Here is a 16576-nt window from a genome sequence, read left to right as displayed (position 1 = left end):
ACGGCAGAGCCGATCCGCTAGTCATTGTGCCGCAAACCGGAGGCCCTGAGCGTGACCGCCTGCCAGGCGCTCACTCATCTATACGAAATGTCTGACACCGCCATCAGCAATGGACTACAACACTGAGCGACTCCGGCCTAAGCCTTATTAAACGGGCGCCTTGCACGCTTTTGGTGCTCGCTGAACCTGTACAAAAATTCGCTAGACATGTAGCGCACATTACATAAATACTCTTTTAACGGATTGTGAAACGAATTCGACACCCCATCCAGCAGGAGCCCGGATGCCCCCTCTCAGAGACCTGATCACCGACCCCGGCCTGGACTTGACGCCGTCAGAGCGCAAAGTCGTCCGCGCCCTGCTCGATCAGTATCCGCGCAACGGTCTAGGGCCTATGGCGCGGCTCGCCGAACATGCCGGTGTGAGCGACCCGACCATCGTGCGTCTGGTGAAAAAGCTCGGTTTCGGCGGTTATGCTGAATTCCAGGAAGCCTTGCTCAGCGACATGGACCATCGCCTGCGCTCGCCACGCACGCTGTTGCAGCCGCGTTCGCAGCAGAACAAGGACGATGCATGGGCGCACTATCTGGCCGACAGTCAACGCTTGCTGGTCGACACTCAAGCCCTGACCCAACCCGAAGACGTGCGCATCCTCGTGGAGTGGCTGCTCGATAGCCGCCATCAGGTGTACTGCTTCGGTGGCCGTTTCAGCATTCTGATGGCCAATTACCTGCTCAACCACCTGCGTCTGCTGCGTCCCGGCTGCTTCGCCCTCGAAGACAACGCCCTGCTGCCTGATCGTTTATACGATCTGCAACGCCAGGACGTGGTGCTGGTGTTCGACTACCGGCGTTACCAGACCCAAGCCCTGCGCGTTGCGCAGGCGGCGAAGAACAATAACGCGCGGGTGGTGCTGTTCACCGATGTCTACGCCTCGCCGCTGCGCGAATTGGCCGACTTGATCATCAGCGCGCCGGTGGAGTCGGCCTCGCCGTTCGACACCATGGTGCCGGCGCTGGCGCAGGTCGAGGCGCTGATCGCCTGCCTGACCTTGCGCGTGCCGGACCCGGCCGATCGCCTGGAGGGCATCGATGCCCTGCGCAATGACTTTGCGACTCACCTGATGGAGGAAAAATAAGGATGTTCAGCCTTCCCCACCGCTCGCCACGCGACCTGCCGTTTGCGTTCGACCACACCGCTTTGTTGCTGGTAGACATGCAGCGCGCCTGGCTCGAGCCGCAATTCGACCCGCACCTGAGCGGGCCGGAGGCCGAATATTTTCTCCACCGCGCGCGCAGCCAGGTGGTGCCCAACCAGCAACGTCTGCTCGGCGCCTTTCGCCAGGCGCGGCAAAACGTACTGCACACCATCATCGAAAGCCTGACCGCCGACGGTCGCGACCGTTCGCTGGATCACAAGCTGTCGGACATGCACCTGCCCAAGGGCAGCGCGCAAGCGCAGGTCATCGCTGAACTGACCCCGGCCGAGAACGAAATCGTGCTGCCGAAAACCTCCTCCGGGGTGTTCAATTCAACCAATATTGATTACGTGTTGCGCAATCTGCAGACCCGCCATCTGATCATCGCCGGTATTGTCACCGACCAATGCGTCGACATGGCTGTGCGCGACGCCGCCGACCGTGGCTATCTGGTCACGCTGGTGGAGGATGCCTGCGCCACTTACACAGTTGAACGCCATCACGCCTGCCTCAACGCGATCAAGGGTTACTGCTGGATCACCGACACCGACACCGTGCTCGGCCGTTTGCAGGAGATGCAGCCATGAGCCCGCGCCTGACGCCTTTGCCGATGACCACGCTGGTGACAACCGACCTGATCGGCATCACCCGTGGCCGCTCGTTTCCTACCGATGAACTGGAGCACTACCAGGCAGCAGGTTGCGGTTGGGTACCGGCCAACAGTGCGTTGACGCCGCAAGACATCATCGCCTCGAGCAGTCCTTGGGGCGCGTATGGCGACCTGCGGCTGATACCCGACCTGGACAGCCGCGTGACCGTCGGCAACGGCCCCGACGCCAATGCGCCGGTGCTGGATTTCATCCACGCCGATATTCGCGAGACCGACGGTCAAGCCTGGGGCGCCTGCCCACGTACGCTGTTGCGCGATGAAATCGAACGCTATCGCGATGAGCTGGGTTTGCAAGTCAACGCCGCCTTCGAACATGAGTTCAACCTGCACGCGGGCGTAGCCGAACATGCTGCGTTCTCTCTTGAAGCACAGCGTCAAGGCGCCGAGTTCGGCGGCTGGCTGCTCAGCGCCCTGCGCGCCGGCGGCGTCGAGCCGGAAATGTTCCTGCCGGAATACGGCAAGCACCAATACGAAATCACCTGCCGCCCGACCCTCGGCGTAGCGGCGGCCGATCGCGCGGTCAACGTGCGGGAAATCACCCGGGAAATCGCCCGGCAAATGGGCCTGGATCTGAGTTTTGCGCCGAAGATCGCCGCCGAAGCGGTGTGCAATGGTGTGCACCTGCACGTCAGCCTGCTCGATCTGGCCGGCCAGCCGATGCTGTACGAGGCTGGCACCAGCAACGGCCTGTCGAGCATCGGCCAGCACTGGGCTGCCGGCGTCCTGCATTATCTGCCGGCGCTGTGCGCCTTCACTGCGCCGACGCCGCTGTCGTACCAGCGATTGCAGCCGCACCACTGGAGCGCGTCGTACGCCTGCCTGGGGCAGCAGAACCGTGAAGCGGCGCTGCGCATCTGCCCGACTGTGACCTTGGGCGGCAAGTCTGCCGCGCAGCAGTTCAACCTGGAATTCCGCGCCATGGACGCCACTGCCTCGCCGCATCTGGCCATGGCTGCGCTGCTGATTGCCGGGCGGCTGGGCATCGAACAGCGTCTGGCGCTGAACGCGATCACCGATGAGATTCCCGATTCACTCAACGACGAGCAACGCAAGGCCCGGGGCATCGTCGCCCTGCCCGCCTCGCTGGCCCAGGCGCTGGATTGCCTGCGTGACAGTGCAGCCTTCAACGAATGGCTGCCCAAGCCGTTGCTCGACACTTATTACGCCCTGAAAACCGAGGAACTGGCGCTGACGGAACAGCTCTCGCCCGCTGACCTGTGTGAGCACTATGCACGCCTGTACTGAATCCGCCGAGCTGGGGTTGTACACCCGCCCGGTCTACAACCTGAGCCGCGAGGACTCGACGAATCCGTTGATCCTCGTGTGCGAGCACGCCAGTCGTTACATCCCCGAAGCCCTGAATAACCTGGGCCTGGACGAGGCGGCCGCGCGCGAACACATCGCTTGGGACATCGGCGCGCTGCAACTGGCTGAACAGTTGTCGCAACAGCTTGGCGCCACCCTGCTCAGCGCCAATTATTCACGGCTGTTGATCGACCTCAACCGACCGCGCCATGCGCCGGACAGCATCCCGCTGCAAAGCGAGATCTACCAGATACCCGGCAATCGCGATCTGGACGAAGCGGCCCGAGAGTACCGGCGCCAAACGCTGTTCAAACCGTTTCATGCGCGCTTGCAGACGTTGATCGACGAGCGCATTGCCCAAGGCCGGCCGGTGCGGGTGGTCGGCATTCACAGTTTCACCCCGGTGTATTACGGCCAGCGGCGACCACTGGAAGTCGGCGTATTGTTCGGCCAGGCCAAAGACTATGCCGAGCGTCTGCTCGACGGGCTGCAAGCGCACCCGCTGAAGGTGGCGGGCAACCAGCCGTACAGAATTGATCCCTTGGGCGACATGACCGTGCCGGTGCACGGCGACGCCCGCGGCCTTGAAGCAGTGCTGATCGAGGTGCGCAATGACTTGCTGCGCAGCCCCGAAGCCGTATCGCGCTGGGCCGGCTACCTCGCGCCTTTGCTGTAGGAATCGCGGTAAATGATGGACCGATAGAACAACTAAAACGACCGATGGCTGACAAGGAGTTGCGCTTCATGGAAATTGAAGAATTCGGCTACAAGCAAGAGTTGAAACGTAGCCTGACGCTGACCGATCTGGTGGTGTACGGGATGATTTTCATGATCCCCATCGCCCCGTTCGGTGTGTATGGCTACGTCAACGCCGAAGCACCGGGGATGGTGCCGCTGGCGTACATCATCGGCATGGTCGCGATGCTGTTCACCGCGCTGAGTTACGGCAGCATGGCCAAGGCCTTTCCGATAGCAGGCTCGGTGTATTCCTACGCGCAACGCGGCCTTAACCAACACGTCGGTTTCATCGCTGGCTGGCTGATGCTGCTCGATTACCTTTTGATTCCACCGCTGCTGTACCTGTATGCGGCGATGGCGCTCAACCACCTGTACCCGGACATCCCCAAGGTCGGCTTCATTCTGGCGTTCCTGGTCAGCGCGACATTCGTCAACCTGCGCGGCATCACCTTCACCGCGCGAATGAACATCCTGTTCCTGCTGGCACAACTGGTGGTGCTGGGCATCTTCCTGTTCTACGCCTGGAACGCCCTGCACAACGGTGGCGGTAACGGCGAGCTGACCATGGCGCCGCTGTATCACCCGGAAACCTTCAACTTCGCCCTGCTGATGCAAGCGGTGTCGATCGCCGTGCTGTCGTTCCTCGGCTTCGATGCGATCTCGACCCTCGCCGAAGAAATCAAGGAAGACCCCGGCCGCAGCGTCGGTAAGGCAGCGCTGATCACGCTGGCGGTGATGGGCACGATTTTCGTGGTACAGACGTGGATTGCCACCGATCTGGCGGCGGGCATGGGCTTCAAGTCCGCCGACACCGCCTTCTATGAAATCGCTGAAATCGCCGCCGGCAGCTGGCTGGCAACGCTGACTGCGGTGGCGACAGCACTGGCCTGGGGCGTCGCGGTGGCGATCACCTCGCAGGCTGCGGTGTCGCGTCTGCTGTTCGGCATGGCCCGCGACGGCAAACTGCCGAAGGTGCTGGCCAGGGTTCACCCGAAACACAACACGCCTTACCTGAGCATTTATCTGGTGGCGGTGCTGTCGCTGCTGATCTGCTACTTGTTCCTCAATGCGGTGGACATTCTCACCTCGCTGATCAACTTCGGCGCACTCAGCGGTTTCATGCTGCTGCACCTGACGGTGATCAACCACTACTGGCGTCGGCAGAAATCCGGGCGAGTTGTACGCCATCTGCTCTGCCCGGTGATCGGCTTCATCATCGTCGCCGCCATCATGTACAACATGGGCGTCGATGCGCAGAAACTCGGTCTGATCTGGATTGCCCTGGGCCTGGTGTACCTGTTCTTCCTCAACAAGCTCGGCGCTAGCACTGCGCTGCCCGATCCGAGCAAAGGCTGACAAGAAAAAGAGCGGCGTCTGACAACAAATCAGGCGACCGCCGATTCAACGCGTGGAAACCGACAGTGATAGTCAGGTTCGGCGAACGGGCCGAACCTTTTGATACAGGAGTACATCCATGCTGGTCTTACGCCCAGTCGAGCAGAATGATCTGCCCCAGCTACAGCGCCTGGCTCGCGAGAGCCTGATCGGCGTGACTTCGCTGCCGGATGACAGCGAACATCTGCGCGAGAAAATCGCCGCGTCGTGCGTGTCTTTCGACAGCGCCGCGGCAGCGCAGGGGCCGGAGAACTATTTCTTCGTGCTCGAAGATCTCGAACGCCAGCAACTGGTCGGCTGCTCGGAAATCCTTGCCACCGCCGGTTTCAAGGAGCCGTTCTACAGCCTGCGCAACCGCCATTTCACCAGCGCTTCGAGGGAATTGAACATCGAGCACGGCGTGCCGGCGTTGTCGCTGTGCCATGACCTTAGCGGGCATACCTTGCTGCGCGGTTTCCACATCGACGCCACGCTGGTGCGCACGCCGTTTTCCGAACTGCTGTCGCGGGCGCGCCTGCTGTTCATTGCCGCGCATGCGCAGCGGTTCTCCGAGGCGGTGATCACCGAGATCGTCGGCTACAGCGACGAACAGGGGCATTCGCCATTCTGGGATGCGCTGGGCAAGCATTTCTTCGACCTGCCCTACGCCGAAGCGGAGCGTCTGTGCGGTTTGCAGAGCCGCACGTTTCTCGCCGAACTGATGCCGCAATACCCGATCTATGTGCCGATGCTGCCGCAAGCGGCGCAGGACTGTATTGGCCGCGTGCATCCGGACGGCCAGGAAGCATTCGATATCCTTGAACGCGAGGGCTTCGAAACCAACAGCTACATCGACCTGTTCGACGCCGGCCCGACCCTCTATGCGCGCACCGCGAACATTCGCTCGATCGCTGACAGCCAGACCGCCGTCGTCCGCCAACAAGCAGCGACTGACGCCTGTGGCCGTTACCTGCTGAGCAACGACGCCCTGCATGGCTACCGAGCGATCGTCACCGAACTCGACTATCAGCCCGACCAACCGCTGCCACTGACGCCTGCCATCTGCTCGGCATTGAACGTCAGCGACGGCAGTTCGATACGGTTGGTCGCACTGTGAGCCGCGTTTGCCTTCCGTGCCTGCAAGGAGTTGGAGCATGATTGTCCGTCCGGTAAAAGTCAGCGACCTGCCTGCCTTGATGACCCTCGTCGAACAAGCCGGACCGGGTTTTACTACCCTCCCGGTCAACGAGGACCGCCTCGCGCATCGAGTGCGTTGGGCACAGCGCGCATTCGCCGAACAGGTGGAGCGCGCTGATGCCGATTACCTGTTTGTGCTTGAGGACGATGAACAGCGCGTGGTCGGTGTCAGCGCGATGGCTGGCGCCGTTGGCTTGCGCGAACCCTGGTACAACTACCGGCTCGGCGTAACCGTCAGTTCGGCGCCGGATCTGGGCATTCAGCGACAGATTCCGACGTTGTTCCTCAATAACGAACTGACCGGCCAATCCGAGCTGTGCTCGCTGTTCCTGCGCCATGACCAGCGCAACGGCAGCAATGGCCGCCTGTTGTCGCTGGGTCGTCTGCTGTTCGTCGCTGAATTTCCGCACCTGTTTGGCGAGAAGATGATCGCCGAACTGCGCGGCAGTGCCGATGAAAACGGTTGCTCGCCGTTCTGGGACAGCCTCGGCCGGCACTTTTTCCAGATGGATTTCACCCACGCCGATCACTTGTCGGGCCTGGGCAACAAAGCCTTTATTGCCGAACTGATGCCGCGCCAGCCACTGTATACCTGCCTATTGACCGAACAGGCGCAGGCCGCGATCGGCCAGACGCATCCGAACACTCAGCCAGCGCTGAAAATTCTTCAGGCCGAAGGCTTTGCGCACCAGGGCTACATCGATATTTTCGATGGTGGCCCGGTCATCGAAGCGCCGATCCGCAGCATCCGCACGGTGCGTGACAGTCTCGAACTGACACTTAGCCTCGGCACCCCGGACGAGCAGGCGCCGCTGTGGCTGATTCACAACCGCCGCCTGGAAAACTGCCGCATTACCGTGGCCCCCGGTCGACTGGTAGGCAACAGCCTGGTGGTTGATCGTCTCACCGCCAAACGCCTGCAACTTCAGCCGGGCAATTCGGTGCGTGCGGTGCTCCTGCCCCATCAACAGCAGCACGCCGTGGCGGCCTGATTTTTCCAGCGCAGGAGGTTAAACCTTTCAGCCGCCAGTCTCACTGAGCAAATTCGTCATGATTCTTGACCCATTCGCGTGATAGCCTTTTCATTCTTCGGCGTTGACACCTTTGCTCAAGCCTTTCCATTCCTTATGTATTGGTGGAACTCGTATGACCAGGCTTTCCCATCAAGATTTGCGCCGTAATTTCCGTCAGCTGCTGGCCTCCGACACCTGCTATCACACGGCTTCGGTGTTCGACCCGATGTCCGCCCGCATCGCCGCTGACCTGGGTTTTGAAGTGGGTATTCTCGGCGGTTCCGTGGCCTCGCTGCAGGTACTCGGCGCACCGGACTTCGCCCTGATCACCCTCAGCGAATTCGCCGAACAGGCCACGCGCATTGGCCGCGTCGCCCAATTGCCAGTGATCGCCGACGCTGATCACGGCTACGGCAACGCCCTCAATGTGATGCGCACCATCGTCGAACTGGAACGCGCCGGCGTTGCTGCACTGACCATCGAAGACACCCTGCTGCCCGCGCAATTCGGGCGCAAATCCACCGACCTGATCACCGTAGCCGAAGGCGTCGGCAAGATCCGCGCGGCGCTGGAAGCCCGGGTCGACACGGAAATGGCCATCATCGCCCGCACCAATGCCGGCATCCTGCCGAACCAGGAAATCATCAGCCGCACCCGCCAATATCAGGCGGCGGGCGCTGACGGTATCTGCATGGTCGGCGTGCAGGATTTTGACCAACTGGAACAAATCGCCGAGCACCTGACCGTGCCGCTGATGCTGGTCACCTACGGCAACCCGGCGCTGCGCGACGACAAACGCCTGGCCGAACTCGGTGTACGCGTGACCATCGACGGCCACGGCGCCTACTTCGCTGCGATCAAAGCGACTTACGACAGCCTGCGCGAACAGCGGCAGATCTTCACCCAGGCCGCCGACCTGAGCGCGACCGAATTGACGCACACCTATACCCAACCCGAGGAATACATTCTCTGGGCCAAGGAGTATATGAGCGTCAAGGAGTAAACGTTGGCTGGGCCAGCGCCATCGCTGGCAAGCCAGCTCCCACAGGGTTTGCGTTGAACCATCGATTGATGTTTAACGCGCAACCTGTGGAGCCTGGCTTGCCAGAGATGAGGGTAGCCGTCACAGCGCTGAACCGGCGTAAGTAACTGAGCAACGTCTCGGCTAATCGATCAATACCGATAAACCGCTGCCGCCCCCGTCTCAGTCGGCATCGAGCGTTCCGGCGGTACAACCACCACCTCACCGCCCTGGCGGATCACCGCCAGAATCAGTTCGTCGAGTACGTCCTTCGAATGAATTTTGCGGCTATCGGCAGCCTCGCGGTTCAGCGCATTGGCCGCAATGGTCCCGGCAATTTCACGTTCAGCCTCAACCAGCAACAAAGCTACCCTGCCCTCTACCGCTGCCTGGGCAATCTCCGACAAATGTTGCCCCACCGCTCCCTGACCGAGCGCCACGCCATAGCGATCGAATGCTTTGTTCAGCCCATCGTCATGACGCTTGCGCAACACAACCGCGCAGGCTGCCGCCAGTTGCGCGGGCTGAAGCGTCGCCGGATCCCGCTCGATGCCGTCGGGTAACAGAAACGGGTTATGGCTCACCGTACGGAAGACCGTCTGGTTCTCCGGCAGCGCAACGAGCACCAGCGGCAGGCTGGACCGGCGCGAGCAATGCTCGGTGACAGCTTTATCAACCGCGCGGAAAAACCGCTCTCGATCGAGGTTGATTTCATCCTGCTTACCGCCACCACCCGACTCGTGCATCATCGGATCACCACGCTCCCCCACCGCTGAAGCCATCGGGGTGGCCCTGCTGATCGCGTGGCGTGAGCTCGTTACCGAGCGCATCCGCCAGTCGGGTGGGCACCGCTTCGGGCAGCTCGACCTCCTGCATCTGCTGCCCCGTCCCTTGATACATCTGCACGCTGTCACGGGACAGGCACAGCACTTGGCAACGATCAATCACCGGCGCCAGGCGCAGCAACGGCTTGAGATACGGATGGCTGTTGACGATGACCGCTTCGCGAACCGCCTGATGCAGGCCGACCACGATGAAATACTCCTCGCCGCCGAAAACTGCGATGGACTCGGGGCAGGTGTTCCAGAAGGACTGATCGTCCAGCAGCTCATGAAATGGCGCGAGCACGATGTCCCTGGGCGACTCGGGAGAATGTTGTTCGAGCAAACTTTCGAGTTGCCTGACCAGATTCTTGAAACGGATCGGGTCTTGCGAGCGTTCCGGAAAGGTTCGATGCGCCGGCATGTACAGGCTGAGGTTGAGACGGTCATTCAGGGCCAACAGTGTGCTCAGCGTTTCGTGGGTAAAGGTTTGAATCCGGGCCATGGCGACACTCCCTACTCTTTTTCCAGGTCAGCTTGTCTGGCGAGAAACTCGTCTTCGAGCATGGCGTCGATTTCCGCTGGCGAATCCTCCCGGACCGGCGGTGCCGTCAGGCGTCCGGTCGATTCGACGCGCGGCGACAGGCGCCCCACCAGGTGCTCCAGCGCATGGACAATCTTTTTGCCGCTCCGGCGACGGCCAGCTCCAGACTTTCGGCATGATGGCTGGCCGACAGCGAGGTGTGCCCCTTGGGATGCGCCTCGATCTGGCAGCGCTTGTCTTGCGCACCGGATTTCTGTGCGTTGACGTCGCCAACGTGGATCTCCAATCGGGTCAGAAAAGACGAATAGCGGTCCAGTTCATCCACCACCGTACTGCCCACCCAGTCCTGCAGTTCGGCGCTGCCTTCGATATGGTTGCTGTCTACTTGTACTTGCATGGTGAAATACTCCGCGTGCTCTGGGCTTGAGGGGCAATCAGCAGCTTCCCGGCGGGATGCCGTCCTTGTTGAAGTCCTTCAGGTGCTCGCGCTCCTCTTCGGTGGAATGCGCAGGCATGGTGTCGTTCGGCTGATTGTTCGGCGGGTTGTTCGGTTGATCTTTTTTTCATCAGTCATGATGACGCTCCCGTTGGTTGATACACATGCGGCACCTTGCGGTCGCTGAGGCTGTTCGTCTTCGTGGCCTTTCGGTAGTCGAAGCGACGAGATTTTCAGACAATCGCGCTGCTCACGCGCGAGGCTCTCGAGGGTAAATTCACGCGCCTCATCCGCCGCGTTTATCAGCAACTGCCAATCGTCACGAGTGATCCATTCGTGCAGCAGCAATTCGTCGGCACGCTGGATCAGGGTGCGGTGATAATCCTCGGGGAAATCCAGGCGATAGGCGTCGTCCTCCAGCAACAGACGCCACGCTTTCAGTTCCATTTCAAGATCGGTTTCGCTCACGGCGGTGTCCTTCTCGGATCGGTGGTTGCACGTTGAACGCATCGTCGTCGAGCTTGCTGATCGGTTTGCCAGCGAGCTCTCGCCAAGTGAAAATCTGTTTGTCCAGCGGGGTGCCTTTGTTGTCCAGCAGAGTGTCAATTCTTGTCATCTGTCGCTCTCCTCTTCAGTCAACACGCAGCGCCTGTCGAGGCTCACCGTGCAAAGTCGACTGCGCCTATCGTGCGCTCATTCCTCTGCGTCGACGGACGGCGTGATACAGCGAAACGGCCGTATTGAAAGGGCTGCGGTCTCATGGAGATGACAAGCAAGCAATCAGGAAGCTTCGGTTTTTTTGCACTGAAAACCGATGAGCGGTGTGTAGCTTTAATGGGATTGAAGCGCAGCGAGGTTGGCAGAACCGGCACAATCTCAGCGCTTGTGCCGGTTTTCCAGTGCGCCCGGAACCGTCTCAAGCACAGGCGCAGCTCACTCGAGGAGCCGCGCTCTGTTTTTTACCGACTGGTGTTCTGATCGTGCCCACAATCAAGACACCCGTAGCTTCAACGCGGCTTGGCCAGTTCCATGATCATCCGCGACAACAGATAGATCCGCGGCGCCACGCTCGCCACTTCGGCATATTCTTCCGGGGTGTGAATATTGCCGCCGACGATCCCGAAACCATCCAGAGTCGGCGTGCCAACCCCTGCGGACAGACTGGCATCCGCCGCGCCACCACTGCCCTCCTCGGTCAGCTTGCGGCCAATCTCGCCGTAAATTCCCTGGGCCATGGCCATCAGGCGATCCGACTCGGCCGTTTGTGGCATCGGCGGTAAACCGCGCTGCAGGGACGTTTTCACTTCGGTATCGGCGATCAACTTTTCCTGCGAGACCCGCGCCAGATCCTTCTCGATGCGATCAAATTCCTCCGGCACTGCCGCGCGCACATCCGCCTTGGCCGTGGCCTGATCCGGAATCACGTTGGTGCGATCGCCGGCCTTGAGCACGGTGAAGTTGATGGTGGTCTTCTTCGCCTCGTCGCCGAGCTTGCCCAGTTGCAGAATCTGGTGCGCCGCTTCCATCGCCGCGTTCCGTCCCAACTCTGGCGCGACGCCGGCGTGGGCGGCTTTGCCTTTGACTTCGACCAGCGCCGTCGCACTGCCCTTGCGCCATACCACCAGGCCATCGGCCGGGCGGCCCGGTTCGAGGTTGAGGGTCACGTCGTGCTGTTTGGCGGTCTTCTTGATCAGGTCGGTAGCAACGTCCGAGCCGGTTTCTTCGCTGGCGTCGAGCAGAAAAGTGATCTGCGCGTAATCCTTGAAGTCGAGGTTCTTCAGCACTTTAAGCGCATAGATACCGGCGACGATGCCGCCCTTGTCGTCCATCACCCCCGGCCCGTACGCACGGCCGTCCTTGATGTGGAATGGCCGCTCGGCCGCGGAGCCTTCCTTGAACACCGTGTCCATGTGCGCCATCAGCAGGATTTTCGCCTTGCCGGTGCCTTTGAGCGTGGCCAGCACGTGGTTGGATTTTTCCGGGGTGTTCGGTACCAGTTCGATGGTGGCGCCGAGTTTTTTCAGCTCATCGATGACGATGTCGCTGACCTGTTTCATGCCCGGTTCATAACCGGAACCGGAGTCGATATTGACCAGTCGCTCCAGTAACTTCAGGGCTTCGGGCTGGTATTGCTCGGCATCGGCGAGCACTTGTTTATGCGGTTCGGCGCAAGCGTTTACGGCCGAGAACGCGAGGGACAGACCGAGGCTGGCGGCCAGCAGAGAGCGGGGAAATGAGAACGTCATGAAGCAGTCCTTGTTTCGTGTCGGAGGGATTCAACCGTAACCGACAATGGCGCAAGGCTCTATAGCGGAAGCGACACTGATCTAATCGACAACACATAACCCTGTGGGAGCGAGCCTGCTCGCGAAGGCGTCGTGGCAAACGATATTGATTCCGCCTGACCCATGGCTTTCGCGAGCAGGCTCGCTCCCACAGGTATCAGCCCGCCCGTCAGACCGAATCCAGCAGCACCTGCCTCGGTTTGTTGTCGCTATTGCAGATCACCCGATTGCGCCCACTGGCCTTGGCTTCGTACAACGCCTGATCGGCCTCATCCAGCCAACGCGTGGCGTCGGCATGGCCAGGGTCATACGCGGCCAGGCCAATGCTCAGACTGACCTTCAACGCCGGGTTCTGCTCGTAGCCCATCACCGCGAAACGCTCGCGCAAGGCTTCCATGGCCTGGGCGGCATTGAACAGCGGCAGTTCCGGCAGGATCACGCAGAACTCATCCCCGCCGTATCGTCCGGCCACGTCCGTGGCGCGCAGATTCTGTTTGAGCAGTTTGCTCAACTGGCGCAGGACAATATCGCCGGCGACGTGGCCGTAGGTGTCGTTGATCGCCTTGAAGTGATCGATGTCGATCAAGGCAATCGCCGCGCCCTGCTGCTGGCGGTTGCAGCGCTGGAATGCGAGGTTCAGTTGATCCTTCCACGCGCCGTGATTGAGCAGACCGGTGAGGCTGTCGGTACGACTCAACGCCAATAATTCACGCTTGTGCCGACCGAGGGTCGAGGCCTGACGAAAGCAGATCCAGCCCAGCGCCAGCGGATACAGCAACAGCAATGGCAAACAGGCGTAAAGCTGCAGCGCCGTTGTTTGCGGGATAAACGCCGGGGCAAACAGCACCAGGCCCACGCCCATTCCGAAAAGCTGCGCCGCCGACCCGGCGAGCAGAAACCGCCCACCGCCAATGGCGACGTTATTCATTGCCATCATCGAAATCGTGGTAGCACTGGGCAGCGGATTGAACTGCATGGCGGCGACCCAGAAGCCACCCATGAACGCGTCGATCAGCAAATTGCGGTGTTCGGCGCGAAACGGCACGCTCGAACGGCGCGCCCATTGAAAGGCCAGATGTGGCCAGACCAGGCCGTTGAACAGCATCAGACCCCACACCCACAGCGGCGGATCGAGCGCATGCATCGCCACACTGACACACATCAGCCCGAGCAGCAGCCCGAACACCCGCGACGTATACAGCCTCCTGGCCAGTGAAAGTCCCTTTCCTCGCGTATTTCCCATAAGGGCCTCGACCGCGCGATGCATGGTTACACCCAGACACGGTGTGTTCGGAGTCTATCAGGGCACCGTTAAATAGCCATCACCGGCCAGCAGCCTGAATAGAGCGCCATCAGCGCCGCACACGCGGCCCAGACTTGGCTATAAATGAAAGAGGGGAAATGGAAAAACAACTATAAAAAGGGGGCACATGCATACCTATGCTGCGTTGATCATCGGCAGCGGTTTCGGCGGCCAGTGCGCGGCGGTCAAGCTGCTCAAGGCCGGAATCGACGACTTTCGCATTCTCGAGCGACGCGACTTCTTCGGCGGCACCTGGTGTCAGAACACCTATCCCGGTGCAGCAGTGGACGTGCCGTCGCCGCTGTATTCGCTGTCATTTGCGCCCTACCGCTGGACGCAGATGTTCGCCGAACAGGCAGAATTGCAGCGCTATACCGAACAGGTGATAGAGCAGTTCGGTTTGCGCGAACGCGTAGAACTGGGGGCCGATGTCGAGCGCGTCGAATGGGACGATGCGGAAAAGCATTGGTTGGTGCACACCCGTGCCAAAGGTACTTTCCGAACCCAATTCCTCATCAACGCGTCCGGGCCGTTGAGTCAGCCGGTCATCCCACACTTTCCCGGGATGGATCGCTTTCAAGGCAAGACTTTTCACACAAATAATTGGGATCACAGCTACGACTATCGCGGTAAACGTGTGGCGATCGTCGGCAGTGGTGCCAGCGCCGCGCAGGTGATCCCGGCGATTGCACCCCAGGTCGAACATCTGCACGTGTTCCAGCGCACGCCGCATTGGGTGCTGCCGCGTGCCGATCGCAAATTCGGCCGGTTTCAGCGCTGGCTGCTTGGCCTGAAGCCGGCGTACAAGCTGCTGCGCTGGCTGATTTACTGGCAATTCGAAACCCGGGTGATCGCCTTCAAATACTCGAAACCGGCGATTCACCTGGTTCAGCAACATGCGCTGCGTTTTCTCAAACGCCAGGTTCCAGACCCGCTGCTGCGACGGAAACTCACCCCGGATTTCACCATCGGCTGCAAACGGGTGCTGGTGTCCAGCACGTATTATCCGGCGCTGAGCCGCGCCAACGTCACACTGCACAGCCGCGAGCATGGCATCGCTTCGATCGATGAAAGCGGGATCAACACCGTGGACGGCGAGCATCTCGATGTTGATCTGGTCGTCTGGTCGACCGGTTACGATGCCACGGACGGGGTGATTTCCTACCCGGTCAGCGGAAAAAACGCGGTGCAACTCAGAGACGTCTGGGCCGAATACCCGCGCGCCTACCTCGGCACCAGCCTGCCGGATTTCCCCAACCTGTTCATTGTCACCGGGCCGAACACCGGCATTGGCCACACCTCGGCGCTGTTCATCATCGAATCGCAGATGAACTACATCCTCGACTGCATCTGCACCGTGCAGGCCAAAGGCCTGCGCAGCATCGAAGTACGTCATGACGCGGAACGTACCTACACTGCAATGATCCACCGGGAAATGCAGCGCACGGTGTGGAAGTCCGGCGGCTGTCACAGTTGGTACCAGAGCAAGAGCGGTCATGTGATCGCGATGTTTCCCGGCTTCAGTTTCAGCTATCACCTGCTGACCCGGGCGCTGAAACCGGCCGACCATATTTTGTCCTGAACACGTAAAAGGAAGACGTCAATGCTTTTGCTGTTTGTCGCACTTGCGGTTTTCGTGGCCTGGAGCTGGTTGAGTTACCCGGCGGTCGGCCATTGGCTGTACAACCTGGCCATGGCCAGCGAGGCCAAGTTGTACAAACTGCACAAGATCGAAGTGCCGATCGCCGAAATGACCGTGTCGACCTGGCAAGGCGGGCCGTACGAGGCGTCCAGCGCGATCCTGATGCTGCACGGCTTCAGCGCCGATAAAAACCTCTGGCTGCGCTGCGCCCGGCACTTCGTCCGTCAGTATCGGGTGATCATTCCGGATCTGGCCGGCCACGGTGAGACGGGCTTCAAGGCTGGCGGAGGTTACGACATTGCGGTTCAGGCCAAACGCATGATTCAACTGCTCGACGTCTGCGGCGTGGAGAAAGTCCACGTCATCGGCAACTCCATGGGCGGCTACATTGCCGCGTGGCTGGCGGCGACCTATCCCGAGCGCATCGCCTCGCTGGCCTTGATCGACCCGGCCGGCGTCACCGCACCGGAGCCGAGCGACATGGAGCGCCACCTGGCGCGCGGGCACAATCCGTTCCTGATCAATTCCCGCGAAGAGTTTCAGCGCTTCTACGCGATGACCATGGAGTCGCCGCCATGGGTGCCGAAGCTGGTGCTGGACGCCGTCGCCCAGCGCTATGAGCAACAACGTGACGAGCTTGAAGAAATCTTCCGTGACTTCCGCGCCAGCCCGCCGATGGAGCCGAAACTGGCCGAGATCAAATGCCCGGCATTATTGTTGTGGGGGCGCAAGGATCGTCTGATCGACGTCAGCAGCGTGCCGGTGTGGAGCAAAGGCATCGCCAATCTCGAAGTGGATGTGTGGGATCACGTCGGGCATATGCCGATGGTCGAACAGCCGGGAAATACCGCGCGGCTGTACGGGGAATTTCTGGAACGACAGCGATGAACCTGGATATTCGCAATGCCCAAGGTTGCGCAACTGATCGTTCCCATGCTCTGCGTGGGAATGCCTCAAGGGACGCTCTGCGTCCAGTGACGCAGAGCGTCACGGGCTACATTCCCACGCAGAGCGTGGGAACGATCAGCG

General features: G+C 60.7%; 16 protein-coding genes and 1 pseudogene. 10 read left to right on the top strand and 7 right to left on the bottom strand.

The window, feature by feature from the left end; translation table 11 throughout:
* Positions 1-283 precede the first annotated feature (283 nt).
* The 8 genes from ACZZZ4_RS19530 (at position 284) to ACZZZ4_RS19495 (ending at position 8498) form a co-directional block, all read left to right on the top strand.
* Positions 284-1138 carry a MurR/RpiR family transcriptional regulator gene (locus ACZZZ4_RS19530; RefSeq protein ID WP_130000178.1) on the top strand — a complete coding sequence of 285 codons (855 nt, stop codon included), beginning with the start codon at positions 284-286 and terminating at the stop codon, positions 1136-1138.
* A gap of 2 nt (positions 1139-1140) precedes the next feature.
* Positions 1141-1785 (top strand): cysteine hydrolase family protein, encoded by a 645-nt coding sequence (locus ACZZZ4_RS19525; protein WP_039762314.1) that lies wholly within the window; start codon positions 1141-1143, stop codon positions 1783-1785.
* A complete protein-coding gene (locus ACZZZ4_RS19520; protein ID WP_463548499.1) occupies positions 1782-3113 on the top strand; it encodes a type I glutamate--ammonia ligase in 1332 nt (443 codons plus the stop codon). The genes ACZZZ4_RS19525 and ACZZZ4_RS19520 overlap by 4 nt, the downstream gene beginning before the upstream one ends.
* Positions 3097-3849: an N-formylglutamate amidohydrolase gene (locus ACZZZ4_RS19515; protein WP_463549291.1), complete on the top strand. Its 753-nt coding sequence runs from the start codon at positions 3097-3099 to the stop codon at positions 3847-3849. Before ACZZZ4_RS19520 ends, ACZZZ4_RS19515 begins: the two co-directional genes overlap by 17 nt.
* A 68-nt stretch (positions 3850-3917) precedes the next feature.
* Positions 3918-5267, top strand: a complete 1350-nt coding sequence (locus tag ACZZZ4_RS19510; RefSeq protein WP_039762310.1) for an APC family permease — start codon at positions 3918-3920, stop codon at positions 5265-5267.
* 118 nt (positions 5268-5385) lie between these two features.
* Positions 5386-6402, top strand: a complete 1017-nt coding sequence (locus tag ACZZZ4_RS19505; protein WP_463548498.1) for an arginine N-succinyltransferase — start codon at positions 5386-5388, stop codon at positions 6400-6402.
* A 37-nt stretch (positions 6403-6439) separates the two neighbouring features.
* The gene (astA, locus tag ACZZZ4_RS19500) at positions 6440-7474 is read left to right on the top strand and encodes an arginine N-succinyltransferase (protein ID WP_039762308.1); all 1035 of its coding nucleotides are present in this window, start codon (positions 6440-6442) and stop codon (positions 7472-7474) included.
* A gap of 154 nt (positions 7475-7628) precedes the next feature.
* Positions 7629-8498 (top strand): isocitrate lyase/PEP mutase family protein, encoded by an 870-nt coding sequence (locus tag ACZZZ4_RS19495; RefSeq protein ID WP_024012471.1) that lies wholly within the window; start codon positions 7629-7631, stop codon positions 8496-8498.
* A 170-nt stretch (positions 8499-8668) separates the two neighbouring features.
* Here the strand turns inward: ACZZZ4_RS19495 and ACZZZ4_RS19490 are convergent, their stop codons facing one another.
* The 7 genes and pseudogenes from ACZZZ4_RS19490 to ACZZZ4_RS19460 form a co-directional block, all read right to left on the bottom strand.
* Positions 8669-9298 carry a baeRF3 domain-containing protein gene (locus ACZZZ4_RS19490; RefSeq protein ID WP_463548497.1) on the bottom strand — a complete coding sequence of 210 codons (630 nt, stop codon included), beginning with the start codon at positions 9296-9298 and terminating at the stop codon, positions 8669-8671.
* Complete coding sequence (locus ACZZZ4_RS19485) at positions 9270-9842, bottom strand: baeRF6 domain-containing protein (protein ID WP_463548496.1); 573 nt, start codon at positions 9840-9842, stop codon at positions 9270-9272. Before ACZZZ4_RS19485 ends, ACZZZ4_RS19490 begins: the two co-directional genes overlap by 29 nt.
* 11 nt (positions 9843-9853) lie before the next feature.
* A pseudogene (locus ACZZZ4_RS19480) lies at positions 9854-10278 on the bottom strand (HPF/RaiA family ribosome-associated protein).
* Between the two features lie 78 nt (positions 10279-10356).
* On the bottom strand, positions 10357-10785 hold the full coding sequence (locus tag ACZZZ4_RS19475) for a hypothetical protein (protein ID WP_463548495.1): 429 nt from the start codon (positions 10783-10785) through the stop codon (positions 10357-10359).
* Complete coding sequence (locus tag ACZZZ4_RS19470) at positions 10766-10933, bottom strand: hypothetical protein (protein WP_463549318.1); 168 nt, start codon at positions 10931-10933, stop codon at positions 10766-10768. The genes ACZZZ4_RS19475 and ACZZZ4_RS19470 overlap by 20 nt, the downstream gene beginning before the upstream one ends.
* A gap of 391 nt (positions 10934-11324) precedes the next feature.
* Positions 11325-12563 (bottom strand): M20/M25/M40 family metallo-hydrolase, encoded by a 1239-nt coding sequence (locus ACZZZ4_RS19465; RefSeq protein WP_463548494.1) that lies wholly within the window; start codon positions 12561-12563, stop codon positions 11325-11327.
* Positions 12564-12771: 208 nt separating this feature from the next.
* The gene (locus tag ACZZZ4_RS19460; protein ID WP_463548493.1) at positions 12772-13845 is read right to left on the bottom strand and encodes a diguanylate cyclase; all 1074 of its coding nucleotides are present in this window, start codon (positions 13843-13845) and stop codon (positions 12772-12774) included.
* 187 nt (positions 13846-14032) lie between these two features.
* On the opposite strand from ACZZZ4_RS19460, the gene ACZZZ4_RS19455 reads away from it, so the two are divergent.
* Complete coding sequence (locus ACZZZ4_RS19455; RefSeq protein ID WP_463548492.1) at positions 14033-15487, top strand: flavin-containing monooxygenase; 1455 nt, start codon at positions 14033-14035, stop codon at positions 15485-15487.
* A 21-nt stretch (positions 15488-15508) separates the two neighbouring features.
* The gene (locus tag ACZZZ4_RS19450) at positions 15509-16435 is read left to right on the top strand and encodes an alpha/beta fold hydrolase (RefSeq protein WP_041478617.1); all 927 of its coding nucleotides are present in this window, start codon (positions 15509-15511) and stop codon (positions 16433-16435) included.
* Positions 16436-16576: the final 141 nt, after the last annotated feature.

This window comes from Pseudomonas sp. AC252 (genome assembly GCF_979258105.1).
Note: the sequence above shows the minus strand (reverse complement) of the source record. Positions and strands in the feature narration are given on the sequence as shown.